The sequence below is a fragment of the Simplicispira metamorpha genome (assembly GCF_004341365.1).
GTDB lineage: Bacteria > Pseudomonadota > Gammaproteobacteria > Burkholderiales > Burkholderiaceae_C > Simplicispira > Simplicispira metamorpha.
Window position 1 is genome coordinate 19557 of record NZ_SLXH01000010.1, and the last position, 22711, is coordinate 42267.

The following is a 22711-nucleotide window of genomic DNA, read 5'->3' on the forward strand; positions in this document are numbered from 1 at the left end:
GGCTCAGAAGGTAAAGCCCAGGCGCAGGTGCAGGCGCAGGCGTTTGGCCTGCACGCCGTAGGCCAGGTCTGCCTGTAGCGGCCCCACCGGGCTGCGCCAGCGCAGGCCTGCGCCCACGCCCACGCGCGGGTGCAGGGCACCCAGTTGGTCGCTGACGGCGCCCACGTCGGTGAACAGGGTGCTCTCCCAGTCGGTGAAGTTGCCGCGCAAGGCGATGGGGCGTTGCCATTCAGCGCTGGCTACGGCCAGGTAGCGGCCACCGTAGAGCAGGTTGTTATCGGTGCGGGCGCCAATCTCGCGGTAGGCGTAGCCGCGCACCGTGGTGTCGCCGCCGGTCAGGAAAAGCTGGGTCACAGGTACCTGGGCTGCATCGCGGGCCAGCACCACGCCGCCTTCGGCGCGCAGTGCCAGGCGGCTGCCACGCGGCAGGCCGCCATCCAGCGCCACCTTGCCCAGCGGCACAAAACCCAGCCAGCGCACCATGGCGCGCACAAACGGGTCGCGCTGCGGTCGCAGCGTGGTGCCTGCGCCCAGCTCCCAGGCCAGGCCGTGGCCCGTGCTGGGGGCATTGGGGTGGTCAAAGTAGCGGCCCGTCCAGCTGTAGTTCATGCTCAGGGCAGTGCTCGACGGGGGCGCTTGCAGGCCCTGCGAGTTGGCGTAGTCGTATTGCAGGTAGTAGTTGCGGTCGATGCGCTCGGTGCTTTGGCCACGCCCGGCGCGTAGGCGGGCGCTGTTGACCTGGTAGCTGCCGGTGGTTTCACGCTGCGCCTGTGCGCCGCCAAACCAGCGCCAGCCGCCGTCGTCGGGCAAATCCGTCCATTCGGTGCTGATGAGCTTGGTCTTGCGGTCCAGCGCCAGTTTGCTCACGGCGCGCCAGCCGACCAGGGGCAGGCGGTTGTGGATGTGGTCGGTGCCCCAACGCACGCCGCTGTCGGTGGACAGGCCCAGGCCGAACACCCACTTTTGCAGCGGTGCCTCGCGCACCTGCGCCAGCACCGCAGCGGCTTGCGGGTCGCTGGCCTCGGTGTCGAGCGTGAGGAACACCGCGTCGTAATAGCCGCTGCTGGCCAGGCGCTGCTGGGCGTCCAGCAGCTGGGCTTCGCTGTAGTCGGCGCCGGTGGGCAGGCGGGCCAGGCGGCGGGCGCCGTCGCTGTCGTAGCGCTGGCTGCCCTGCACGCGCAAGGGGCCAAAGCGGTAGGCCGGGCCAGAGTCGTACGTGACCGACAGGTCGGCCAGGTGTGTGTCGGCATCCACCTCGGCGCGGCTGTACGCGATCTGTGCAGCGGGGTAGCGCTGGCTTTGCAGCGTGCGCAGGCCCTGCGCCTTGGCGCCATCCCAGGCCGACTGGCTGAAGGGCTGGCCCGGCGGCAGTGACCAGGCGCGGCGCACCTGGTCGGCCTGCTGGTCGGTGTCGGCGCCTTGGGTGGTCTCGGCCACCGGCCCGCTGAACGTGATGTGCGCCTGGCGAATCTGCGTTTGCGGCCCCGGCTCCACGGTGACAGCGATGGCGCGCGGGGCATGGCTGCTGCCCGGCGTCTCGGTCATTTCCACGGTCAGTGTGGGACTGAAGTAGCCCAGCGTGGCCAGCAGCTCGCGGGCGTTCGCGTCGGCAGCGCCCAGCAGGCGTGACAGCTCGTTGGCCGTCAGCCCTGGCAGGGATTGAAAGCGCTGCAATTCCAGGTGGCGCGCCAGGTAGTCGGCGATGTCCTGGGGCGCGCGCACCTCCAGAGTGAAAGCGGCTTGCGTGTCCGATGTGGCGCTGGCGCCTTCCTCGGAGCCCGCCTGCGCGTTGTTGGCGGGCGTCGCAGGCAGCAGACCACAACCGGGCAGCGCCAGGAGTGCCAGCAGGCTGATAAGCAACAACGCCGACCCACGGGCCGGCGCTGCGGTGTGCAAAAGACAGGGCATGCAGTTATTTTGACAACATGCGCATGGCCTCTTCCAGGCCCTTCAAGGTGAGGGGGTACATGCGGTCGCTCATCAGCTGCTGAATGATGCTGATGCTCTGGCGGTATTGCCACACGCCCTGCGGCTCGGGGTTGATCCAGGCGAACTTGGGGTAGGTGTGCGTCAGGCGTTGCAGCCACTCGGCGCCGGCCTCTTCGTTGTTGTATTCCACGCTGCCACCGGGTTGCAGGATTTCGTAGGGGCTCATGGTGGCGTCGCCCACAAAAATCAGCTTGTAGTCCTTGTTGTACTTGCGCAGGATGTCCCAGGTGGCAAACTTTTCGGCAAAGCGGCGCCGGTTGTTCTTCCAGACAAAGTCGTACACGCAGTTGTGGAAGTAGTAAAACTCCAGGTGCTTGAACTCGGTCTTGACGGCGCTGAACAATTCCTCCACCCGCTGGATGTGCTCATCCATGGTGCCGCCCACGTCCATCAGCAGCAGCAATTTGACGTTGTTGTGCCGCTCCGGAATCATCTTGATGTCCAGCCAGCCCGCGTTGGCGGCGGTGCTGCGGATGGTGTCGGGCAAATCCAGCTCCAGCTCGTGGCCTTCGCGGGCAAACTTGCGCAGGCGGCGCAGCGCCACCTTGATGTTGCGCGTGCCCAGCTCCTGGCTGTCGTCGTAGTCGCGGTAGGCGCGCTGCTCCCACACCTTGACGGCACTTTTGTTCTTGCCCGCGCCGCCAATGCGGATGCCCTGCGGGTTGTAGCCGCCGTGGCCAAATGGGCTGGTGCCGCCGGTGCCAATCCATTTGTTACCGCCCTCGTGGCGCTCTTTTTGCTCTTCGAGGCGCTTCTTGAGCGTCTCCATCAGCTCGTCCCAGTCCATTTTTTCGATGGCCGCTTTTTGCTCGGGCGTGAGCTCGCGCTCCAGCACCTTGCGCAGCCAGTCGGCGGGCACTTCCTGGCGGAAATCGGCCACCAGCTCCACGCCCTTGAAGTAGGCGGCAAAAGCGCGGTCGAACTTGTCGTAGTGCTTCTCGTCCTTGACCAGCGTCAGGCGCGCCAGATGGTAGAAGTCGTCAATGCTCCAGGCATCTTCCGAGTGCGGGCCCACGATGCCCGCCTGCAAAGCCTCCAGCAGCGTGAGCAGCTCTTTGACCGACACCGGCAGTTTGGCGGCGCGCAGGGTGTAGAAAAAATCAATCAACATGTTTTTGGCCTCCAGGGCTTATGCAGCCTGCGCGTGCAGCTCCAATTTTGAGAGCAAATGTGCGCGCGACTCGGGCCACTCGCCCGCGCGCAGGCTGTACATCACGGTGTCGCGGATGGTGCCGTCGCGGCGCAGGGCGTGGCCACGGATCACGCCGTCCTTCTTGGCCCCCAGGCGCTCGATGGCGCGCTGGCTGGCAAAGTTGAAGTTATCGGTGCGCCAGCCCACGACGTGGCAGCCCAGCTGGTCAAAGGCGTGGCCCAGCATCAGCAGCTTGCAGGTGGTGTTGACGTGGCTGCGCTGCACGCTGCGCGCGTACCAGGTGTAGCCAATCTCCACCCGGCGCACGGCGGGAATGATGTCGTGAAAGCTGGTGCTGCCCAGCACGCGGCCCGTGGCCTCGTCGATCACGGCAAACGCAAAGCGGTTGCCCTGTTCGCGCATTTGCAGCGCCGTCTCGATGTACGCGCGCGTCTCTTGCGGCTCGGGCACCGAGGTCACGCGCAGGCGCCACAGCTGGCCATCGGCAGCGGCGGCGGCCAGGCCGTCTTCATGGGCCAGGGCCAGTGGTTCAAGGCGCAGGCCGTTGCTGCGCAAGGTGACGGGTTGCACAAAGGCCATGTGGGTTACTCCTGGCGCAGGCCCTGGGCGTGGCCCAGTGCGGTGGGGCGAAGTGGCATGGGCAGGCGTCAGCGGTTGCGCTGGTTCATGAACACCAGCTTTTCAAACAGGCTCACGTCCTGCTCGTTCTTCAGCAGCGCGCCCACCAGCGGCGGCACGGCCACTTTGTTGTCCTGGCTTTGCAGGGCCTCCAGAGGGATGTCTTCGGCCACCAGCAGCTTGAGCCAGTCGATCAGCTCGGAGGTGGAGGGCTTTTTCTTCAGGCCGGGCAGGTTGCGCACGTCGTAAAACGTCTTCATCGCCGCCGTGAGCAGCTCGCTCTTGAGCGTGGGAAAGTGCACGTTGACGATTTGCCGCATGGTGTCGGCCTCGGGGAACTTGATGTAGTGGAAGAAGCAGCGGCGCAAAAAGGCGTCGGGCAGCTCTTTTTCGTTGTTCGAGGTGATGAACACCAGCGGGCGGTGTTTGGCGCGGATGAGTTCACGCGTTTCGTAGCAGTAAAACTCCATGCGGTCGATTTCGCGCAACAGGTCGTTGGGAAACTCGATGTCGGCCTTGTCGATTTCGTCGATCAGCAGGGCCACGGGCTGCTCGGCGGTGAAGGCCTGCCACAGCACGCCCTGCACGATGTAGTTGCGGATGTCTTTGACGCGCTCGCTGCTGTGCTCGTCATTGAGCTGGCTGTCACGCAGGCGGCTGACGGCGTCGTATTCATACAGCCCTTGCTGCGCCTTGGTGGTGGACTTGATGTGCCACTGCAAGAGCGGCATGTTCAGCGCCTGGGCCACTTCTTCGGCCAGCATGGTCTTGCCGGTGCCCGGTTCGCCCTTGACCAGCAAAGGGCGTTGCAAGGTGCTGGCAGCGTTCACGGCCAGCATCAGGTCTTGGGTCGCGACGTAGTTGGAGGAGCCTTGGAATTTCATGGGTAATGGTCGAATCGGGTCGAATCGTTGAAAAAACGGCGGATCGCATGCCAGGTTGCCACTGCGTGCGGCGGCCCGGCCCTGGAGAAAACGGCCCCGGAATTGTGCGCGCAAAACCTGGCCTGGGTTGTCGCCTCAGTGCCCCAGCAGCTCACCGAGGGGTTGCAGCCCGGTCACGCGGTCGCACACGGCCTTGACCGCCATCATGATAGGGATGCCCAGCAGCAGCCCCCACAGGCCCCACAGCCAGCCCCAGGCCAGCACGCTGACAAACACCACCACCGGACTCAAGCTGCTGGTGCGGCTGGTGAGCCAGGGGGTGAGCAGGTTGCCCACCAGCGTGTGGATCAAAAGCGAGGCGCCGCCCACGCTCAGTGCCATATCGAGCGTGCCAAACTGCAAAAACGCCACCAGCGCCGAGCCCGCCGTGACCACCAGAGAGCCCGCATAGGGCACCAGGTTGAGCACGGCAGCGGCCACGCCCCACACCGCCGCCTGTTCCAGCCCCAGCGCCCAGTAGGCCAGCCCCGTGGCCACGCCCACGATCACGCTGGTAAAGCATTGCACCAGCAGATAGCTGCGCACCTGGCGGTTGATGTCGTCCAGCATGGACAGGGTGATTTGCCGCTGCTCCAGGCTGGCGCCGGCAATGCGCAGCAGTTTGCGCCGCAGCAGCCCGCCCGAGGCCAGCGAGAAAAAGCTCAGAAACACCACCACCGCCAGCTGCGTCAGCCCCGAGGCCAGGCCCATGGTGCCGGGCAGCACATAGTCGCGCACGTTAAAGGGCGCACGCTCAATCACCACCCGCTGCACGCCCCGGCGCGCTGGTGGGGCGGCGTTGTTGTTTTCACTGGCGGCCTGTTCGATTTGCGTGGCCGCCTTCTGCACCGTCTCCAGCGGGCTGGCGCTGCTGCTGGAGCGGCTGTGCGCGCGCAACTGGTCGCGCACCTTCTTGGCCGCCACAGGCAGCGAGTCCACCAGCTGCGCCGCCCCATCGCTGAGCGACCAGCTGCTGGCGCCCAGCGCCGCCACCAGCACCAGCAGCAGGGCACCTGCACCCAGCGCGCGCGGTACATGCCAGCGCTGCAACCAACCCACGGCGGGCCCTAGGGCACAGGTCAGCAGCAAGCTCAGCACGATGGGAATGAACACCGCGCTGGCCCAGTGCAGCATGGCCAGGCTGGCACATACCGCCAGCCACACCAGCGATAGCGTGCCCAGGTTCAGGGGCGGCGGTGCCAGCACGTCCGCTGGCAGCGGTGCAGGCCCCGGCGGTGCGCAGGGGGGCGCTGGCGCAGGGGCGGGCGCTGGCGGTGCTGTGTCAGCGGGGGTGTCCTCGGGGCGTGGCATAGGGTGTGGCGCAGAGGGTAGTGCGTGTTCTGGTATGGCGGTGTCGCTGGTGCCAGGCGGTGCTGGCGGGGCGGGGCGTTCGGGCTCGGTCATGGGCAAATTGTGCAGCGCGGCGCCAAAGAGTGCGGCGAATGGGCGGCTGATTGGCCAATTGCCCGTGGCCTTGGCCGCTACCATGGTGGCCTATGCAAGCCAAGCCACTTGAACCAAGGCGCACCATGCACCGAACCCTTTTGCCGCTGCTGGCCGTTGCCGCACTGGCAGGCGGTTGCAGCACGCTGGACGTGCCGCGCGCCGACAACTACCCCGCCACCGGCCAGAAAAAAGCCCGCGCCGTCCACCACTGGGAGGTGCTGGCCGCCGATGTGGCCGTGCGCGTTGCACAAAAAATTGGCGAGTGGCCCCCCGGCGAGCACCCCATCTACATCCCGCCCGCAGGCGACTCGGGCTTCAACCAGGGCTTTCGCAAGCTGCTCATCACCCACCTGGTCGAGCGTGGTGTCACCCTCTCGACCGTGCCCACACCAATAGAGCTGAGCTTTGATACGCAAGTGGTGCAGCACTACGCCCCGGTGAGCAACCGCGCGCAAATGCCGCTGACGCGCCTGGCCGCTGGCGTGGCGGTGGTGCGCGACTGGCACCTGTATGCGCAGACCAACCCCTCCCTGATTGCAGGCGGTCTGGCGGCCACGGCGCTGATCGACGCCACCATGCTGGCCACCGATGGCGCCGCTGCGGGCGGCCCCACGCGCACCGAGGTGCTGATCACCACCTCGCTGGAGAGCAACCAGCGCTACCTGGCACGCACCGCCGATGTCTATTACATCGAGCCCGACGACGCGCTGCTCTACATCCCGCCGCCGCCACCGCCGCCGCCACCCGCGCCCACCCCCCTCAAAACCTGGCGTGTGGTGGTGCCATGAAGCGCCGCACCGCTGCCCTGGGCCTGTGGGCCGCTGCCAGCCTGGCGCTACTGCCCGGCTGTGCCCAGTATTACTACGGCGAACACGCCACCGCCACCTCGACCGATCTGGTCGAAGCCAACCGCATCGCCGCCGACCGGCTGTTGCAAGACGCCCTGATCGACCCCGACCGCCCCGTGCTGGTGGCCACGCTGGTGAGCGTGGACCAGTTGGGTGAGTCCTCGCGCCTGGGCCGCACCATCACCGAGCAAATTTCCGGGCGGCTGGTGCAGCGCGGCGTGCTGGTGATTGAGCCGCGCATGCGCGCCAGCCTGGCCATGTCGCCCGCGCAGGGCGAACTGCTGCTGTCGCGCGAGGTGCGCGAAGTCAGCCGCTCGCACGATGCGCAAGCCGTGCTGGTGGGCACCTATGCGGTGTCGGTGCGCAGCGTGTACGTGAGCCTCAAACTGGTACACCCGGTGGGCAACGTGGTGGTGGCCGCCGTGGACTACACCCTGCCCATGAGCGACAACGTGCGCGGCCTGCTGATGGCGCGCTGACACGGCATTCCTGTTCAGTATCTTTTTGATAGCTGCTCGCGCTTATCCAGTAAGGGCTAGAGTCAATTTTTATTGAAAATATAGACTTGATGCCTGTGCCCTGCCTGTGCCCGCCACGGGCCCAACAAAAAACCCGGTCTGCGCCATGCAAACCGGGTTTTTTAATCTCTTTTTGATAGCTGCTTGCGCTTTGCTACCAAGGGTTGGAGCCAGTTTTGGCTCCAAATTTCAGCATCCGATCAGTGCAGCATCAGTGCGCCGGCGGTCTTGCTCTTGCCAGCGCGGGCGGGCGGGTTGCACAGGCCACAGGTGTAGTGGCGGTTTTCGTACAGCTCGGTGACGAACTGACCACCGCACTGGCTGCACTTGGTGCGCGTGAGCATGCCCGCATCGACAAACTTCACCAGGCGCCAGGCGCGCGTGAACGACAGCAGGGGCTCCACCTGGGCCATCTCGATCTGCTCGGTGTAGAGCCGGTAGGCTTTGGTCAGCTGATCGACCGCGTCCAGGTCCATGCCCTTGGACAGGTATTCGTAAATGTTCAGGAACAGCGAGCTGTGGATGTTTTCTTGCCAGGTCAGGAACCAGTCGGTAGAAAACGGCAGTTGGCCTTTGGACGGAGATTTGCCAGCGACTTCCTTGTAGAGGCGGATCAAGCGCTCATAGGACAGCGTGGTTTCAGACTCCAGCACCTGCATGCGGGCGCCCATGCCGATGAGCATGGCAGCGCGTTCAATTTGCCGCGATTCGTTGAGTACGCTCTTGACGGGGGCCTTGGGGGCGGGGGCTGCGCTTTTGTCGGTGGCGGTCATGGCATGTTCTCCTGGTCAGTCTGTGGGGGGCAGCGGGTGCTCAGAGCACTTCCGATACGCGGCTGGCCATCAGGATGTTGGCGTGCAACGTGTTGGTGGCTTCGTTGCCCACCTTGCTGGGGGTGTTGTGGTTGGTCAGCAAGCTCCACACCAGGTTGTCATCGACGCGGAAGTTGCACAGCAAGGTATTGCGCGATGCCAGCTTCATGACCTGCGCTGCCGACAGGGAGCCCAGGATGTCGGCCGCCTCTTCGTTGATGCCCAGGCGGAACACCGCTTCAGCCTTGTCCTGGCGAATCAGGGTCTGCGCCAGCATCAGGTAAGTCAGGTTGGCTTCGCGGATTTCGGCGAGAAGTTGTTCGTTGGTCATGGTGCAATCCTTTTCAGTTCGGGCCTGGTGGCATGCTGCTGCATGTGTGCTTGATCCGTTGAAATGGATTGTGAAGTGACCCCAATCAAAAATTAAGTCGGGGTTTGGCTATGTCGCGTGTCTGGGTTTGCGGTGGGCTTGTAGGTGTTTGCCTTACAGGCGGCGCCGTGAGGGCGCCTTTTGTCAGGGTGCGGGCCGTGCTGCATGGCATGGCCCGCAGGCCGTGTGGGCGGCTCAGGTGCGGGCCATGGGGCGGGTGCGGTCGCTGCACCACTCGCTCCAGCTGCCCGCAAAAAGCGTTGTTTTTTCGAAACCGGCCAATTCCATGGCCAGCACATTGGGCAGCGCGGTGACGCCGCTGCCGCAGTGGTGGACCACGCTGGCCGGATCGCGCCCGGCCAGCAGTGCCTCGAACTCGGCGCGCAGCACGGCAGCGCTCTTGAAGCGGCCATCGGGCCCGAAGTTGTCGGTAAAGGGCCGGTTCAGCGCCCCGGGGATGTGGCCAGCCACCGGGTCCAGGGGTTCGACCTCGCCACGGTAGCGCGGCGCGGCGCGGGCGTCGATGAGGGTCTGGCCCGGCTGATCCAGTGCGGCCAGCACATCCTGGGCGGTGGCCAGGCGCCGCAGGGAGGGGCGCAACGCGAAGTCGGAGGCAAAGTGCGATGTCTCGGGGCCCTGCGCCACGGCGCCGCCATCGGCCACCCAGGCCTGCCAGCCGCCATCGAGCACGGCCACCTGCGCGTGGCCCAGCCATTGCAGCATCCACCACAGGCGGCCACAGAATGCGCTGCCATTGCGGTCGTACACCACGGCCTGCATGGCGTTGGTAAAGCCCACGCTGCGCAGCCAGGTGGCGAATTTCTCGCGGCTGGGCAGGGGGTGGCGGCCCCCCGAGGCGGGGGTGTCGGCCTGGGTGGCGGTGATGGTGCCGTGTGCGCCGGGGGCGCCATGCAGGGCGCTCAGGGTGCGGTCAAGGTCGGCATGGACGGCGCCCGGGATGTGCGCTTGCAGGTAGTGCTGGGCGCCCGCGCCGGGCTGGGCCAGGTCAAAGCTGCAATCAAAAACCATCAGCGGTGCGCCGCTGGCGGCCAGGGCACGCAGCTCGGGGGCAGAAATCAGGGTGGTGTAGGTGGTCATGGGCTGCTCTCCAAAAACAGCCTGCATTGTGGCGCTGGCCGTGCAGTGCGAGAGCGGGCCTCAGTGCTCTTCTGCGGGCGTGCTGGGCGCGGCCTGGCTGCGCAGCACGGTGGCCAGGATGCCGCTGGCCACAATCAGCACCATGCCTATCCAGCCAATGGCGGGAATCTGGTCGCCAAACAGCACCACGCTGTAAATGGCCGCAAACACAATGCCCGAATACTGCAAGTTGGCCACCACCAGTGTGCCGCGCTGGGTTTTGGCGCTGGCGTAGGCGCGCGTCATGCACAACTGCCCGCCTGCGGCCAGAAAGCCCATGGGCAGCAGCCACAGGCTGGGCCAACCCGGCCAGGGTGAGGTGCCCGCAATCAGTGTGGCCGCACCGCCCGCCACCGCCGAACCCACGGCAAAGAAAAACACGGTGCGCGTTTCAGGCTCGCCCAGGCGCGATAGCGCCACCACCTGCATATACGCAAAGGCCGACGCAATGCCCGAGAGCAGGCCGATCAGGCCCGCAAACATCTGGTTCTGGTCGAGGCTGGGGCGCAGCATCATGATCACCCCGGCAAACCCGGCCAGCACCGTCAGCACCAGCGGGCCTTGCAGTGCAGGGCGCGGCGTGGCCGCCGAGGGGCGCCAGGTCAAGAGAGCGCCGCCCACCAGAAAAGCGGCAATCCAGACGCTGCTCATGTAGTTCAGCGTCATGGCCGTGGCCAGGGGCAAGTGGGCTATGGCGTAAAACCAGGCGCCCAGCGCCGTGACCCCGATCAGGCTGCGCCAGGCGTGCATGCCCGGGTAGCGCGTGGCCAGCGACACGCGCTGCGAGCGCGCCAGCAGCCACAAGATGGCGATGCCGATGATGCCGCGGTAAAACACCAGCTCGGCAGAGTTGAAATGCGCTGACGCGAGCTTGATGCACACGCCCATGCTGGCAAACAAAAAGGCGCCCAGCACCATCCAGAGGGCTTGCATGTGGTAGGTAATGTTGGAAGTAAAAATAGCTGCCAGCGCTTGTGGCACAAGCGCTGGCAGCTATTGTAATGAGAGCAGCGCGGGTCTGCTCAGCGCTGCGGCACAGCGGCGCCCATGGCGGCGCGGTACCACTCGTGAAAGTGCTGCATGCCGTCTTCCATGGGGCTTTGGTAGGGGCCGACCTCATTGACGCCGCGCGCCAGCAGCGCTTTGCGGCCAGCGTCCATGCGCTCGCCGATCTCGTCGTCTTCGATGCAGGTCTCCATGTAGGCCGCTTGCTGCGCCTCGACGAATTCGCGCTCGAAGGCGACGATTTCTTCGGGGTAGTAGAACTCGACCATGTTCATGGTCTTGGTCGGGCTGATGGGGTGCAGCGTGGATACGGTAAGCACATGCGGATACCACTCGACCATGATGTGCGGGTAGTAGGTGAGCCAGATAGCGCCGCGCTCGGGCAGCTGGCCGCTGCGGTATTGCAGCAGCACCTCGTGCCACTTTTTGTACACGTCAGAGCCGGGGCGGCCAAAAGTGCTGGCCACGCCCACGGTTTGCACCGAATACTCTTTGGCAAATTCCCACTTCAGGTCGTCGCAGGTGACAAAGTTGCCCAGGCCGGGGTGGAAGGGGCCGACGTGGTAGTCCTCCAGATAGACCTCGATGAAGGTCTTCCAGTTGTAGTTGCACTCGTGCAGTTCCACGCGGTCCAGGGCAAAGCCCTCGAACGAGAGTTCAGCGCGCGGGCCCATGCCGGCCAGGTCGGCGGCGATGTCGCGGCCGTTGTCCTCGAACATGAGGCCGTTCCATTCGCGCAGCGGGAAGTTTTGCAGATCAAGGCCGGGGTCGTGCGGGAAGTGGGGGGCGCCCAGCAACTCGCCGCGCGGGCTGTACGTCCAGCGGTGCACGGGGCAGACGATGTTGCCGCCCGCGCTGCCTTTTTGCTGCACCTGCAGCGAGCCCCGGCCCTGGAGCATGACGGCCTGGCGGTGGCGGCAGACGTTGGAGACCAGCTCCACCTCCCCTTGGGCGTTGCGCACCAGTGCGCGGCCCTCGCCTTCCTGCGCCAGTGCGTGGTAGTCGCCCACGTTGGGTACGCAAAGCTGGTGCCCCACATAGCGGGGCCCACGCTGGAAGATGAGTTCTAACTCGCGCTGGAACAGCGCCTCATCGAAGTAGCTTGAAACTGGTAGTTGGCTTGCGGCCTGCTGCAGTCGAAGACTTAAATCAGACATGGGTGACCTGACCTAAAGACTCCCCACAGGGAGATGCGCACGGTGCGCGGGAGAAAAAATAAACCGGCAGACTGCCGGCTTGTAGGGAATGGGATTATAGGTGGTGGGGTTATTGCCGGGGTGATTCCCGCAGGGGCCATGCGTGTATTGCGGGTGGCCCCGCGCTGGCCGGGGCGCGCGGCGGCATCGGCCTAAAATCGCGCGTTTCAGACTCTCGCCTACCTGCCCCATGCCCAAAACCAAGACCGCCGATCCGGCCAGCTACGAGGCTGCGCTGGAAGAACTGGAGCAGCTGGTCGGCCGCATCGAGTCGGGCCAATTGCCCCTGGACCAGTTGCTGGCCGGTTACCAGCGCGGCGCTGCCTTGCTGGCGTTTTGCCGGGATCGCCTGGAGGCCGTAGAGGGCCAGATCCAGGTGTTGGACGCAGGGGCCTTGCAACCATGGACATCCGAATGAACCACCCCGCGCCCGCCGCCACCCCCACCGACTTTGCCGCCTGGATGCAGGTTCAGCTGGCGCGCGTAGAGCAGGCCCTGTCCGACTGGGTGGGTGCGGACGCCCCCGCCGGGCTGGGTGAGGCCATGCGCTACGCCGTGCTCGATGGCGGCAAGCGCCTGCGCCCGCTGCTGGTGCTGGCTGCGCGCCAGGCCGTGGCCGCTGCCGACGCGCACGACGCCACCGCGCGCGCCGGGCACGACGAAGCCGCACTGCGCGCCGCGTGCGCCGTAGAGCTGATCCACGCCTATTCGCTGGTGCATGACGACATGCCCTGCATGGACAACGACGTGCTGCGCCGGGGCAAGCCCACCGTGCATGTGCAGTTTGGCCAGGCCCGCGCTCTGCTGGCGGGGGATGCCCTGCAAGCGCTGGCCTTTGAGCTGCTGGCGCCCGATGAGGCCGGGGTGCCCGAGCCCGTGCAGGCCCGGCTGTGCCGCTTGCTGGCGCGGGCGGCGGGTTCCTCGGGCATGGCGGGCGGCCAGGCCATTGACCTGGCCAGCGTTGGCGTGGCCCTGGACGAAGCCCAGCTGCGCCACATGCACCGCCTGAAAACCGGCGCCCTGCTGCAAGGCAGCGTGATGATGGGCGCCGCCTGCGGTCAGGCCGACGCTGCGGCGCTGGCCGGGTTGTCGGCCTATGGCGCGGCTTTGGGTCTGGCGTTCCAGGTGGTGGACGACATCCTGGACGTGACGCAGGACGCAGCCACACTGGGCAAAACCGCAGGCAAAGACGCCGCGCACGACAAGCCCACGTATGTCTCGCTGCTGGGGTTGGAGCGCGCCCAGGCCCATGCCCAGGCGCTGCGCCACGACGCCCTGGCCGCCCTGGCCGCTACGGGGCTGCCCGATACGCGGGCGCTGGCGGCCTTGGCCGACCTGGTGGTTCACCGCGCGCACTGATCCCGACCGGGCTCGCACTGAAAATTACAAGCCAAAAATGCCTCCAGCGCTTACTTGATGAGCGCCTACAGCTATCAAAAACATAGTAGCCAATGCCCACGAACTCCTATCCCTTGCTCACCAGCGTGAACGACCCGGCCGACCTGCGCCGCCTGCCGCGCGCCGATCTCAAGGCGCTGGCCGCTGAGCTGCGCGCCTTCGTCATCGACAGCGTGGCCCAAACGGGCGGCCACCTCAGCTCCAACCTGGGCACCGTGGAGCTGACCGTGGCGCTGCACCGCGTCTTCAACACGCCGCACGACCGCCTGGTCTGGGACGTGGGCCACCAGACCTACCCGCACAAAATCCTGACCGGGCGGCGCGACCGCATGGGTTCGCTGCGCCAGCTGGGCGGGCTCTCGGGTTTTCCGCAGCGCGTGGAGAGCGAATACGACACCTTCGGCACCGCGCACTCCAGCACCAGCATTTCGGCGGCGCTGGGCATGGCGCTGGCGGCCAAGCGCAAGGGCGAAGAGCGCCACGCCGTGGCCATCATCGGCGATGGCGCCATGACGGCGGGCATGGCCTTCGAGGCCCTGAACAACGCGGGCGTGGCCGACTGCAACCTGCTGGTCATCCTCAACGACAACGACATGAGCATCAGCCCGCCCGTGGGCGCGCTCAACCGCTACCTGGCGCAGCTCATGAGCGGGCAGTTCTATGCCAAGGCCAAGAACGTCGGCAAAAACGTGCTCAAAAACGCGCCGCCGCTGCTCGAATTGGCCAAGCGCCTGGAGCAGCAGGCCAAGGGCATGGTGGTGCCCGCCACGCTGTTCGAGAAGTTCGGCTTCAACTACATCGGCCCCATTGACGGCCACGACCTCGATTCGCTGATCCCGACGCTGGAGAACATCAAGGGCCTGCCCGGGCCACAGTTTCTGCACGTTGTCACGAAAAAAGGCCAGGGCTACAAGCTGGCCGAGCAGGATCCCATCGCCTACCACGGCCCCGGCAAGTTCGACCCCCGCGTGGGCCTGACGCCGCCGGCCACGCCCCCGAAGCAGACCTTCACCCAGGTGTTTGGCCAGTGGCTGTGCGACATGGCCGCGCACGACAGCCGCCTGGTGGGCATCACGCCCGCCATGCGCGAGGGCTCGGGCATGGTCGAATTCCACCGGCGCTTTCCCGATCGCTACTACGACGTGGGCATTGCCGAGCAGCACGCCGTGACCTTTGCCGCAGGCATGGCCTGCGAGGGCGCCAAGCCCGTGGTGGCGATTTACTCCACCTTTTTGCAGCGTGGCTACGACCAGCTCATCCACGATGTGGCGCTGCAAAACCTGCCGGTGGTGTTTGCGCTGGACCGTGCCGGTCTGGTGGGCGCCGACGGTGCGACGCACGCCGGTGCCTACGACATCCCGTTCATCCGCTGCATCCCCAACATGGCCCTGGCCTGCCCGGCGGACGAGCGCGAATGCCGCCAGCTGCTCTCCACCGCTTTTGCCCAGAACCAGCCCGTGGCCGTGCGCTACCCGCGCGGCGCCGGCGTGGGCACAGCGCCCCTGGCCAGCCTGGAGGGCTTGCCCTTTGGCAAGGGCGAGGTGCGCCGCACCCGCCAGGCCAGTGCCGAAGCCGACGCTGCACCGGGCAGCGCCCCGCGCATCGCCATCCTGGCGTTTGGCACGCTGCTGTACCCCGCGCTGCAAGCGGCCGAGGCGATCGACGCCACGGTGGTCAACATGCGCTGGGCCAAGCCGCTGGATGTGGAGCTGCTGCTGGAAGTGGCCGCCAGCCACGACGCGCTGGTCACGCTGGAAGAGGGCGCCATCATGGGCGGTGCGGGCAGCGCCGTGCTTGAAGCCCTGAGCCAAGCCGGTGTGCTGCGCCCCGTGCTGCAACTGGGCCTGCCAGACGTGTTCATCGAGCATGGCGACCCGGCCAAGCTGCTGGCCCTGCAAGGGCTGGACGCCGCAGGCATTGAGCGCGCAGTGCACCAGCGTTTTCTAGCGCCAGTGCCGCTCTGAAGTCGCGCAGGTGCCAGCGGCGCGGGAAAACCCCCAACGCCCTGGCCGCCGTGCGTTTTTACAATGGCACGCGCTGCTATAGTTTTTGGGCCGCGCGCTTGACCAAAGTGCGCGGCCTGTTCTTTTTGGCCACTTCTATTCGGAGAGATATTCATGGATCGTCGTTCACTCATCAAACACGCGGGCATCGCGGGCGTGCTGGCTGCCGGAGTTGCTCCCGCAGCGCACGCGCAAACGGCGGTTCGCTGGCGCCTGGCATCGAGTTTTCCGAAGTCGCTGGACACCATTTTTGGCAGCGCTGAAACCTTCGCCAAAACGGTCAAGGCCCTGTCGGGTGGCAAGTTTGAAGTCTCGGTGCACGCTGCTGGTGAACTGATGCCCGCCTTTGGCGTGGTGGACGGCCTGCAAAACGGCACCGTCGAGATGGCGCAAACGGCCTCTTACTACTTCACCGGCAAGGACTCCATTTTTGCCTTTGGCTGCGCCGTGCCCTTTGGCCTGACCGCCCGCCAGATGGACGCCTGGATGGAGCACGGCAATGGCCGCAAGCTCATGGACGAGTTCTACGCCCAGTACAACATCAAGAGCCGCAGCGCAGGCAACACCGGCACGCAAATGGGCGGCTGGTACCGCAAAGAGATCAAGACCGTGGCCGACCTCAAGGGCCTGAAGATGCGCCTGGGCGGCGGCCTGTTCGGCGAAGCCATGCAAAAGCTGGGCGTGGTGGCACAGAACATGCCCGTCGGTGAGGTGTACCAGGCGCTGGAAAAAGGCACCCTGGACGCTGTTGAATTCGTCGGCCCCTACGATGACCAGAAGCTGGGCTTCAACAAGGTGGCGCCTTACTACTACTACCCCGGCTGGTGGGAAGGCGGCGCCGAGCTGGAGTTCTTCATCAACACCAAGGCCTACGCGGCACTGACGCCCGAGTTCCAGGCCATCGTGGACGCTGCCACCACCGTTGCGGCGCGCGACATGACGGCCAAATACGACGCCCTCAACCCCATCGCCCTGAAAAAGCTGGTGGGCGACAAGACCAAGCTCAAGGCCTTCCCCAAAGACTTCATGGATGCGGGCTACAAGGCCTCGATGGAGGTGTTTGCCGAGCATGAGGCCAAGTCGCCCATGTTCAAGAAGATTCACCAGGACATGCGCGCCTTCCAGCGCGACCAGCTGCTGTGGGAGCGCTTCTCGGAGTTCCGCTACAACAGCTACATGACCGGCGTGAAGCTGTAACCATCCCCCTGACCTGGTGTGGCCATTGCATGAACCGCATTGACCCCACCTGGCACCAGCGCCCCCGCACTGCCTATGCACGGCAGTGCGGGGGCGCTTTTTTTGTGTTTTTCAAAAAATAAGGAGACAACCATGGACCGTCGTTCATTGATCAAAAAAGCCGGCATCGCCGGGGTGCTGGCTGCGGGTGCGGCGCCTGCCGTACATGCGCAGACTGCGGTGCGCTGGCGCCTGGCATCGAGTTTTCCGCGTTCGCTGGACACCATTTACGGCGCAGCAGACGTGTTTGCCAAGGCCGTCAAGGACATGTCGGGCGGCAAGTTTGAAATCTCGGTACACGCTGCCGGGGAGCTGATGCCCGCCTTTGGCGTGGTCGATGGGGTGCAAAACGGCACGGTGGAGATGACGCACACGGCGCCGTATTACTTCTTCGGCAAGAACGAGGCGTTTGCCATTGGCGGCGCGATTCCGTTTGGCATGAACTCGCGCCAGCTCACCGCCTGGATCATCGATGGCAACGGCGGCAAGCTGATGCGCGAGTTCTATGCCAAATACAACATCATCAATTTTGTGGGTGGCAACACGGGGGCGCAAATGGGCGGCTGGTTCCGCAAGGAAATCAAGTCGCCTGCCGACATCAAGGGCCTGAAGTTCCGCATTGGCGGCTTTGCGGGAAAAGTGATCGAGCGCATGGGCGGCGTGCCGCAAAACATTCCGGGCGGCGAAATCTACCAGGCCCTGGAAAAAGGCACCATCGACGCCGCCGAGTGGATCGGCCCGTATGACGACCAGAAGCTGGGCTTCAACAAAGTGGCGCCGTTTTACTACTACCCCGGCTGGTGGGAAGGCAGCCTGAACCTGGAGTTCTACATCAACGACAAAGCCTTCAACGCCCTGCCCAGCGAGTACAAGGCCATCGTGCAAGCCGCTGCCCACGAGGCGCATGTGGTTACCCAGGGCCGCTACGACGCACGCAACCCCGGCGCCCTCAAGCAGCTGGTGGGCGCCAAGACCAAGGTGCTGGCTTTTCCGCCCACCGTCATGGATGCGTCGTTCAAGACCACCATGGAGCTGTACGCCCAGCTCAACGAGAGCAACCCCGACTGGAAGAAGATTTACGCCGACTACCGCAACTTCCAGCGCGATCAGGTGCTGTGGTTCCGCTTTGCCGAGTCGAGCTTTGACAACTTCATGCAGCGCCAGAAGCTGTAATCCATCCGTTGTTTAACGCCAAAAGCCGCTTGAAGCCTTGCGCTGCAAGCGGCTTTAGCTATGGTTTTTGCGTCAGTCGCGCGTGGCGCGGCGCTGCACGCCGGCAACGTAGGCCTCGCCATCGGGGGGGCGGCCTGCGCGCTGGCTCTCCCAGAGCATCTGGCCCAGGCAGTCCATGGCGGCGTGGTGGGCGTCGTGCAGCGAGTCGAGGCGCTTGGCCAGCAGCTCTACGGCCTGGCGTATGCCCCGGGGCTGGTCGATGCTGCACTGCTCGCTGATGGACAGGTGCATGGACAGGTGCAAAAACGGGTTGGCCTGCTCGGGCGTGTCGTCGTAGTTGCGGGCCACGGCGGCATCGGCGTCGGCCAGGTCGGCGTGGTACTCGGGGTGCTCGGCAATCCACAGGCTGGCCAGGGTTTCGATGGCTTCCATGGGAGCGCCGCTTGCGGCTTTGGCGTGTGCGGCGCAGAAAAAACGCCGCACATCGGCTTGGGAGGGATTGAACATGGCGCCAGAGCGTACCTCAGATGCGCCAGGCGGGCAGCTCCCAGTTGCGCCACACGGCCAGCGCGCGCAGGCCCGCCGTGACGGCCACGCAGGCCAGCACCGGCAGCCATTCGGGGGCAGCCACTTGGCGCAGCGCCAAGTCCACCCAGCCACCGGCAAAGGCACACAGCGCGTAGGGCCGGTGGTCACGGAAGGCCTGCGGGATTTCGTTGCACACCACGTCGCGCAGCACGCCGCCAAAGACGCCGGTGGTCACGCCCATCATCACGGCCACCAGCGCGGGCATGCCCAGGGCGCTGGCCAGGTCGGTGCCCACGGCGGCAAACAGGCCCAGGCCGATGGTGTCGGGCCACTGCATGGCGCGCTCGGTGGGCTGGATGTGGTGCTGGCGCATGAACACCATGGCCGCCAGCGACAGCGCCAGAATGCCCCAGACAAATTCAACGTGCCGCACCCAGAAAAAGGGGCGCTGGTCCAGCAGCACATCGCGCAGCGTGCCGCCGCCAAACGCGGCCAGAAAACCCACCACGCACACGCCCACCACATCCAGCCGCTTGCGCGCCGCCATGATGACCCCCGAGAGGGCAAAAGCCGCAGTGGCAATGAACTCCAGCACCAGCCGCAGCGTATCGATCAGGGGGGGACTCAAAATTTCCATGGCGCGATGGTAGCGTGTTGGTAGTTGCTATTGATTTAAGAGCTGCTAGCGCTCATCCACAGGGCGCTAGCAGCCTATTTGATCCCAAGAATACGCCGCCTCAGGCGCGGCGCGTGCCCAGCATCTGCGAGATGGTGTGCGCCGCTTGCAAGAGCGCGGGCAGCATGGTCTGCTGCATCACCTCGGCGCTGGTGCGGTTGGCCTGGCCGCTGATGTTCATGGCCGCCACGGTCTGCCCGGCGCGGTTGGTCAGCGGTGCGGCCATGGAGATCAAGCCCTCTTCCAGCTCCTGGTTGACCAGGCTCCAGCCCTGCTGGCGCACCTGGCGGATGCGCTCGATCAGCGTGGGCACGTCGGTCACGGTCAGGCCGGTGTGCTGCACGCGCGGGCAGGCGTGCAGGCGCCGCTCCAGCTCGGCATCGGGCAGGGTGGCCAGCAGCACGCGCCCCGACGAGGTACACGAGGCCGGCAGCCGCGAGCCCACCCCCAGGTTGGTGCGCATGATTTTGTGCGTGGGCACGCGCAGCACATACACGATGTCGGTGCCATCGAGCACCGAGGCCGAGCACGACTCGCGCACCTGCTCCACCAGCCCTTCCATCACTGGCTCGGCCAAGTCCCAGATGGGCATGGACGACAGGTAGGCAAAGCCCAGGTCAAGGATGCGCGGCGTCAGCCGGAACCACTTGCCGTCGCTCTCCACATAGCCCAGCGTTTGCAGCGTCAGCAGGATGCGCCGGGCGCCCGCGCGCGTCAGGCCCGTGCGGCTGGCCACTTCACTCAAGGTTTGCTCGGGCGCGGTGGCGCTGAACGAGCGGATCACCTCCAGCCCGCGTGCAAAAGATTGCACGTAGCTGTCACCGGGTTTGGGCGCGCTGGACTCAGGGGCCAAGGGCAGGGCGGGGGGCAAGGCGGAATGTAGGGTCATGGCAGACAGTGTTTATAATTCTTTTAGCGAACATTTGTTCATTATGCGAACAAAATGCGCTCGAATTTGAACTTTCCAACGGAAAATTTGCATGATCAACAAGATCTCGGACTCGGTAGCGCAGGCGCTGGCGGGGGTAAAAGACGGTGCCACGGTGTTGATTGGCGGCTTTGGCACGGCGGGCATTCCCGATGTGCTGATTGACGGCCTGCTGGAGCAGGGCGCGCGCGATCTGACGGTGGTCAACAACAACGCGGGCAATGCCGACTATGGCGTGGCCGCGCTGCTCAAGGCCGGGCGGGTGCGCAAGGTGATTTGCAGCTTTCCGCGCCAGGTCGATAGCTACGTGTTTGACGACCTGTACCGCAGCGGCAAGCTCGAACTGGAGCTGGTGCCCCAGGGCAACCTGGCCGAGCGCATCCGCGCAGCGGGCGCGGGCATTGGCGCTTTTTTCTGCCCCACGGCCTACGGCACCGAGCTGGCTGCGGGCAAAGAAACGCGCGACATCAACGGCAAGCAGTACGTGCTGGAGTACCCCATTTACGGCGACGTGGCCCTGATCAAGGCCGAGCAGGGCGACCGCTGGGGCAACCTCACCTACCGCAAGGCGGCGCGCAACTTTGGCCCGGTGATGGCCACCGCCGCCAAGACCACCGTGGCCACCGTCCACGAGGTGGTGGAGCTGGGCGCACTGGACCCCGAGGCCATCGTCACCCCCGGCATCTACGTCAGCCATGTGGTCAAGATCGACCACGTGGCCACGCAGGCCGGTGGCTTCAAGAAATAAGTATGAAATTGGCCTCTGGCGCACAAGGAGTAAGCGTGAGCAGCTATCAAAAACGTAGTAAAGAAGCACTGGCACAACGGGTGGCGCAAGACATCCACGACGGCGCTTACGTCAACCTGGGTATCGGCATGCCGACCCTGGTGGCCAACCACATCCCCGCTGGCCGCGAAGTGATTTTGCAAAGCGAAAACGGCATTCTGGGCATGGGCCCCGCGCCCGCTGCGGGCCAGGAAGATTACGACCTGACCAACGCCGGCAAGCAGCCCGTGACGCTGCTGCCCGGCGGTGCGTATTTTCACCATGCCGACAGCTTTGCCATGATGCGCGGCGGCCACCTCGATATTTGCGTGCTGGGCGCGTTCCAGGTCTCCAGCACGGGCGACCTGGCCAACTGGAGCACGGGCGAGCCCGGCGCCATTCCCGCCGTGGGCGGCGCCATGGACTTGGCCATCGGCGCCAAGCAAACCTGGGTGATGATGGATTTGCTGACCAAACAGGGCGCCAGCAAAGTGGTGGCGCAGTGCAGCTACCCGCTCACCGGCATTGGCTGCGTGCGGCGCATTTACACCGAGCTGTGTACGCTGGAATGCACGCCCCAGGGCCTGAAACTCATCGACACGGTGGACGGCCTCTCGCACGCTGCGCTGGAGCAGCTGGTGGGCCTGCCCATCGCCGCTGCCTGACACCGCCGCTGGCACCGCACCCGCTGCACCCGTACCTGCCCCCCGTTTTTTACCGCCCACTTTTCACACCTCCCTCGGAGACAAACCCATGAACCAGGCTTTCATCTGCGACGCTATCCGCACTCCTTTTGGTCGCTACGGCGGCGCGCTGTCTGGCGTGCGCACCGACGACCTGGGCGCCATCCCCCTCAAAGCGCTGATGGCGCGCAACCCCGGCGTGGACTGGGCCGCCGTGGCCGATGTGCTGTATGGCTGCGCCAACCAGGCCGGTGAAGACAACCGCAACGTGGCCCACATGTCCAGCCTGCTGGCCGGTTTGCCCATCGACGTGCCCGGCGCCACCATCAACCGCCTGTGCGGCTCGGGCCTGGACGCCGTGGGCACGGCAGCGCGCGCCATCAAGGCGGGCGAAGCCGGTTTGATGATCGCCGGTGGCGTCGAGAGCATGAGCCGCGCGCCCTTCGTCATGCCCAAGGCCGAGAGCGCCTTCAGCCGCAACAACGCCGTGTACGACACCACGATTGGCTGGCGCTTTGTCAACCAGCTGATGAAGGCGCAGTACGGCGTCGATTCCATGCCCGAAACGGCAGAAAACGTGGCCACCGACTTTGGCATTGAGCGCGAAGCGCAAGACCGCATGGCCATGAACAGCCAGCTGCGCGCCGTCGCTGCCATCGAAGCGGGCCACCTGGCCCGCGAAATCTGCCCCGTCACCATCCCGCAAAAGAAGGGCGATGCCATCGTCGTGGACACCGACGAGCACCCCCGCAAAACCAGCCTGGAAGCATTGGCCAAGTTGAAGGGCGTGGTGCGCCCCGACGGCACCGTGACCGCCGGCAACGCCTCGGGCGTGAACGACGGCGCCTGCGCCCTGCTGCTGGCCAATGAAGCGCGCGCCGCCCAGTACGGCCTCACCCCCCGCGCCCGCGTGGTGGGCATGGCCACTGCCGGTGTGGCACCGCGCATCATGGGTTTTGGCCCCACGCCCGCCACGCTCAAGGTGCTGGCGCAAACCGGCATCACGCTGGAGCAGCTGGACGTGATCGAGCTGAACGAAGCCTTTGCCGCGCAGGGCCTGGCCGTGCTGCGCGCCCTGGGCCTGCAAGACGACGATGCGCGCGTCAACGCCTGGGGCGGCGCCATTGCCCTGGGCCACCCGCTGGGCGCCAGCGGCGCGCGCCTGGTGACCACGGCGGTCAACCGCCTGCACGCCACCGGCGGCCGCTACGCCCTGTGCACCATGTGCATTGGCGTGGGCCAAGGCATTGCCGTGATTCTGGAACGCGTGTAAACACCGCTCCACCCCCCCACTTCATTCAGGAC

At 65.6% G+C, this 22711-nt stretch carries 23 protein-coding genes; 10 read left to right on the forward strand and 13 right to left on the reverse strand.

Annotated features, from left to right (window positions below; translation table 11 throughout):
• Positions 1–3: 3 nt before the first annotated feature.
• The 5 genes from EV674_RS06950 to EV674_RS06970 all read right to left on the reverse strand — a co-directional run bounded on the left by EV674_RS06950 (position 4) and on the right by EV674_RS06970 (position 6087).
• Complete coding sequence (locus tag EV674_RS06950; RefSeq protein ID WP_119013860.1) at positions 4–1908, reverse strand: autotransporter assembly complex protein TamA; 1905 nt, start codon at positions 1906–1908, stop codon at positions 4–6.
• Between the two features lie 4 nt (positions 1909–1912).
• Positions 1913–3100 carry a vWA domain-containing protein gene (locus EV674_RS06955; RefSeq protein ID WP_119013859.1) on the reverse strand — a complete coding sequence of 396 codons (1188 nt, stop codon included), beginning with the start codon at positions 3098–3100 and terminating at the stop codon, positions 1913–1915.
• Between the two features lie 18 nt (positions 3101–3118).
• Entirely contained in the window at positions 3119–3721 is a 603-nt protein-coding gene (locus EV674_RS06960; protein ID WP_119013858.1) for a GNAT family N-acetyltransferase, read from the reverse strand.
• 68 nt (positions 3722–3789) lie between these two features.
• On the reverse strand, positions 3790–4644 hold the full coding sequence (locus tag EV674_RS06965) for an AAA family ATPase (RefSeq protein WP_119013857.1): 855 nt from the start codon (positions 4642–4644) through the stop codon (positions 3790–3792).
• A gap of 135 nt (positions 4645–4779) precedes the next feature.
• A complete protein-coding gene (locus EV674_RS06970; protein ID WP_119013877.1) occupies positions 4780–6087 on the reverse strand; it encodes an AI-2E family transporter in 1308 nt (435 codons plus the stop codon).
• Between the two features lie 125 nt (positions 6088–6212).
• On the opposite strand from EV674_RS06970, the gene EV674_RS06975 reads away from it, so the two are divergent.
• Together EV674_RS06975 and EV674_RS06980 are read left to right on the forward strand one after the other, a co-directional pair.
• Positions 6213–6917 (forward strand): hypothetical protein, encoded by a 705-nt coding sequence (locus EV674_RS06975; RefSeq protein ID WP_119013856.1) that lies wholly within the window; start codon positions 6213–6215, stop codon positions 6915–6917.
• A complete protein-coding gene (locus EV674_RS06980) occupies positions 6914–7456 on the forward strand; it encodes a FlgO family outer membrane protein (protein ID WP_119013855.1) in 543 nt (180 codons plus the stop codon). Before EV674_RS06975 ends, EV674_RS06980 begins: the two co-directional genes overlap by 4 nt.
• Before the next feature lie 239 nt (positions 7457–7695).
• Here the strand turns inward: EV674_RS06980 and flhC are convergent, their stop codons facing one another.
• The 5 genes from flhC to EV674_RS07005 form a co-directional block, all read right to left on the reverse strand.
• Complete coding sequence (gene flhC / locus EV674_RS06985) at positions 7696–8268, reverse strand: flagellar transcriptional regulator FlhC (protein ID WP_119013854.1); 573 nt, start codon at positions 8266–8268, stop codon at positions 7696–7698.
• Positions 8269–8308: 40 nt separating this feature from the next.
• Positions 8309–8638: a flagellar transcriptional regulator FlhD gene (flhD, locus tag EV674_RS06990; RefSeq protein ID WP_119013853.1), complete on the reverse strand. Its 330-nt coding sequence runs from the start codon at positions 8636–8638 to the stop codon at positions 8309–8311.
• Between the two features lie 234 nt (positions 8639–8872).
• A complete protein-coding gene (locus EV674_RS06995) occupies positions 8873–9775 on the reverse strand; it encodes a sulfurtransferase (RefSeq protein WP_119013852.1) in 903 nt (300 codons plus the stop codon).
• Positions 9776–9835: 60 nt separating this feature from the next.
• Positions 9836–10747: a DMT family transporter gene (locus tag EV674_RS07000; RefSeq protein ID WP_119013851.1), complete on the reverse strand. Its 912-nt coding sequence runs from the start codon at positions 10745–10747 to the stop codon at positions 9836–9838.
• An 89-nt stretch (positions 10748–10836) separates the two neighbouring features.
• Complete coding sequence (locus EV674_RS07005; RefSeq protein WP_119013850.1) at positions 10837–11976, reverse strand: aromatic ring-hydroxylating oxygenase subunit alpha; 1140 nt, start codon at positions 11974–11976, stop codon at positions 10837–10839.
• Between the two features lie 229 nt (positions 11977–12205).
• Here EV674_RS07005 and xseB point away from each other — a divergent pair, with 229 nt between their 5' ends.
• The 5 genes from xseB to EV674_RS07030 all read left to right on the forward strand — a co-directional run bounded on the left by xseB (position 12206) and on the right by EV674_RS07030 (position 17825).
• On the forward strand, positions 12206–12433 hold the full coding sequence (gene xseB / locus EV674_RS07010) for an exodeoxyribonuclease VII small subunit (RefSeq protein ID WP_119013849.1): 228 nt from the start codon (positions 12206–12208) through the stop codon (positions 12431–12433).
• The gene (locus EV674_RS07015; protein WP_241524971.1) at positions 12430–13374 is read left to right on the forward strand and encodes a polyprenyl synthetase family protein; all 945 of its coding nucleotides are present in this window, start codon (positions 12430–12432) and stop codon (positions 13372–13374) included. Before xseB ends, EV674_RS07015 begins: the two co-directional genes overlap by 4 nt.
• A 92-nt stretch (positions 13375–13466) precedes the next feature.
• Entirely contained in the window at positions 13467–15377 is a 1911-nt protein-coding gene (dxs, locus tag EV674_RS07020; protein WP_119013847.1) for a 1-deoxy-D-xylulose-5-phosphate synthase, read from the forward strand.
• A gap of 153 nt (positions 15378–15530) precedes the next feature.
• Positions 15531–16613 (forward strand): TRAP transporter substrate-binding protein, encoded by a 1083-nt coding sequence (locus EV674_RS07025; protein ID WP_119013846.1) that lies wholly within the window; start codon positions 15531–15533, stop codon positions 16611–16613.
• Between the two features lie 132 nt (positions 16614–16745).
• Complete coding sequence (locus EV674_RS07030; RefSeq protein WP_119013845.1) at positions 16746–17825, forward strand: TRAP transporter substrate-binding protein; 1080 nt, start codon at positions 16746–16748, stop codon at positions 17823–17825.
• 72 nt (positions 17826–17897) lie between these two features.
• Here EV674_RS07030 and EV674_RS07035 read toward each other — a convergent pair whose 3' ends face one another.
• From EV674_RS07035 to EV674_RS07045, 3 genes are all read right to left on the reverse strand, one after another.
• Entirely contained in the window at positions 17898–18332 is a 435-nt protein-coding gene (locus tag EV674_RS07035) for a DUF1841 family protein (protein ID WP_119013844.1), read from the reverse strand.
• A 16-nt stretch (positions 18333–18348) separates the two neighbouring features.
• Positions 18349–18990: a trimeric intracellular cation channel family protein gene (locus EV674_RS07040; protein WP_119013843.1), complete on the reverse strand. Its 642-nt coding sequence runs from the start codon at positions 18988–18990 to the stop codon at positions 18349–18351.
• 100 nt (positions 18991–19090) lie between these two features.
• Positions 19091–19918: an IclR family transcriptional regulator domain-containing protein gene (locus EV674_RS07045; protein WP_119013842.1), complete on the reverse strand. Its 828-nt coding sequence runs from the start codon at positions 19916–19918 to the stop codon at positions 19091–19093.
• Positions 19919–20009: 91 nt separating this feature from the next.
• Between EV674_RS07045 and EV674_RS07050 the strand changes: the two genes are divergently transcribed.
• The 3 genes from EV674_RS07050 to pcaF all read left to right on the forward strand — a co-directional run bounded on the left by EV674_RS07050 (position 20010) and on the right by pcaF (position 22679).
• Entirely contained in the window at positions 20010–20705 is a 696-nt protein-coding gene (locus EV674_RS07050) for a 3-oxoacid CoA-transferase subunit A (protein ID WP_119013841.1), read from the forward strand.
• 35 nt (positions 20706–20740) lie between these two features.
• A complete protein-coding gene (locus EV674_RS07055) occupies positions 20741–21388 on the forward strand; it encodes a 3-oxoacid CoA-transferase subunit B (protein ID WP_277749426.1) in 648 nt (215 codons plus the stop codon).
• An 88-nt stretch (positions 21389–21476) separates the two neighbouring features.
• Positions 21477–22679 carry a 3-oxoadipyl-CoA thiolase gene (gene pcaF, locus EV674_RS07060; protein WP_119013839.1) on the forward strand — a complete coding sequence of 401 codons (1203 nt, stop codon included), beginning with the start codon at positions 21477–21479 and terminating at the stop codon, positions 22677–22679.
• Positions 22680–22711: the final 32 nt, after the last annotated feature.

Excerpts from the sequence above, each read along its gene's own strand:
- EV674_RS06950 (WP_119013860.1), bottom strand. The coding sequence starts at position 1,908 with ATGCCCTGTCTTTTGCACACCGCAGCGCCGGCCCGTGGGTCGGCGTTG.
- EV674_RS06955 (WP_119013859.1), bottom strand. The coding sequence starts at position 3,100 with ATGTTGATTGATTTTTTCTACACCCTGCGCGCCGCCAAACTGCCGGTG.
- EV674_RS06960 (WP_119013858.1), bottom strand. The coding sequence starts at position 3,721 with ATGGCCTTTGTGCAACCCGTCACCTTGCGCAGCAACGGCCTGCGCCTT.
- EV674_RS06965 (WP_119013857.1), bottom strand. The coding sequence starts at position 4,644 with ATGAAATTCCAAGGCTCCTCCAACTACGTCGCGACCCAAGACCTGATG.
- EV674_RS06970 (WP_119013877.1), bottom strand. The coding sequence starts at position 6,087 with ATGACCGAGCCCGAACGCCCCGCCCCGCCAGCACCGCCTGGCACCAGC.
- EV674_RS06975 (WP_119013856.1), top strand. The coding sequence starts at position 6,213 with ATGCACCGAACCCTTTTGCCGCTGCTGGCCGTTGCCGCACTGGCAGGC.
- EV674_RS06980 (WP_119013855.1), top strand. The coding sequence starts at position 6,914 with ATGAAGCGCCGCACCGCTGCCCTGGGCCTGTGGGCCGCTGCCAGCCTG.
- flhC (WP_119013854.1), bottom strand. The coding sequence starts at position 8,268 with ATGACCGCCACCGACAAAAGCGCAGCCCCCGCCCCCAAGGCCCCCGTC.
- flhD (WP_119013853.1), bottom strand. The coding sequence starts at position 8,638 with ATGACCAACGAACAACTTCTCGCCGAAATCCGCGAAGCCAACCTGACT.
- EV674_RS06995 (WP_119013852.1), bottom strand. The coding sequence starts at position 9,775 with ATGACCACCTACACCACCCTGATTTCTGCCCCCGAGCTGCGTGCCCTG.
- EV674_RS07000 (WP_119013851.1), bottom strand. The coding sequence starts at position 10,747 with ATGCAAGCCCTCTGGATGGTGCTGGGCGCCTTTTTGTTTGCCAGCATG.
- EV674_RS07005 (WP_119013850.1), bottom strand. The coding sequence starts at position 11,976 with ATGTCTGATTTAAGTCTTCGACTGCAGCAGGCCGCAAGCCAACTACCA.
- xseB (WP_119013849.1), top strand. The coding sequence starts at position 12,206 with ATGCCCAAAACCAAGACCGCCGATCCGGCCAGCTACGAGGCTGCGCTG.
- EV674_RS07015 (WP_241524971.1), top strand. The coding sequence starts at position 12,430 with ATGAACCACCCCGCGCCCGCCGCCACCCCCACCGACTTTGCCGCCTGG.
- dxs (WP_119013847.1), top strand. The coding sequence starts at position 13,467 with ATGCCCACGAACTCCTATCCCTTGCTCACCAGCGTGAACGACCCGGCC.
- EV674_RS07025 (WP_119013846.1), top strand. The coding sequence starts at position 15,531 with ATGGATCGTCGTTCACTCATCAAACACGCGGGCATCGCGGGCGTGCTG.
- EV674_RS07030 (WP_119013845.1), top strand. The coding sequence starts at position 16,746 with ATGGACCGTCGTTCATTGATCAAAAAAGCCGGCATCGCCGGGGTGCTG.
- EV674_RS07035 (WP_119013844.1), bottom strand. The coding sequence starts at position 18,332 with ATGTTCAATCCCTCCCAAGCCGATGTGCGGCGTTTTTTCTGCGCCGCA.
- EV674_RS07040 (WP_119013843.1), bottom strand. The coding sequence starts at position 18,990 with ATGGAAATTTTGAGTCCCCCCCTGATCGATACGCTGCGGCTGGTGCTG.
- EV674_RS07045 (WP_119013842.1), bottom strand. The coding sequence starts at position 19,918 with ATGACCCTACATTCCGCCTTGCCCCCCGCCCTGCCCTTGGCCCCTGAG.
- EV674_RS07050 (WP_119013841.1), top strand. The coding sequence starts at position 20,010 with ATGATCAACAAGATCTCGGACTCGGTAGCGCAGGCGCTGGCGGGGGTA.
- pcaF (WP_119013839.1), top strand. The coding sequence starts at position 21,477 with ATGAACCAGGCTTTCATCTGCGACGCTATCCGCACTCCTTTTGGTCGC.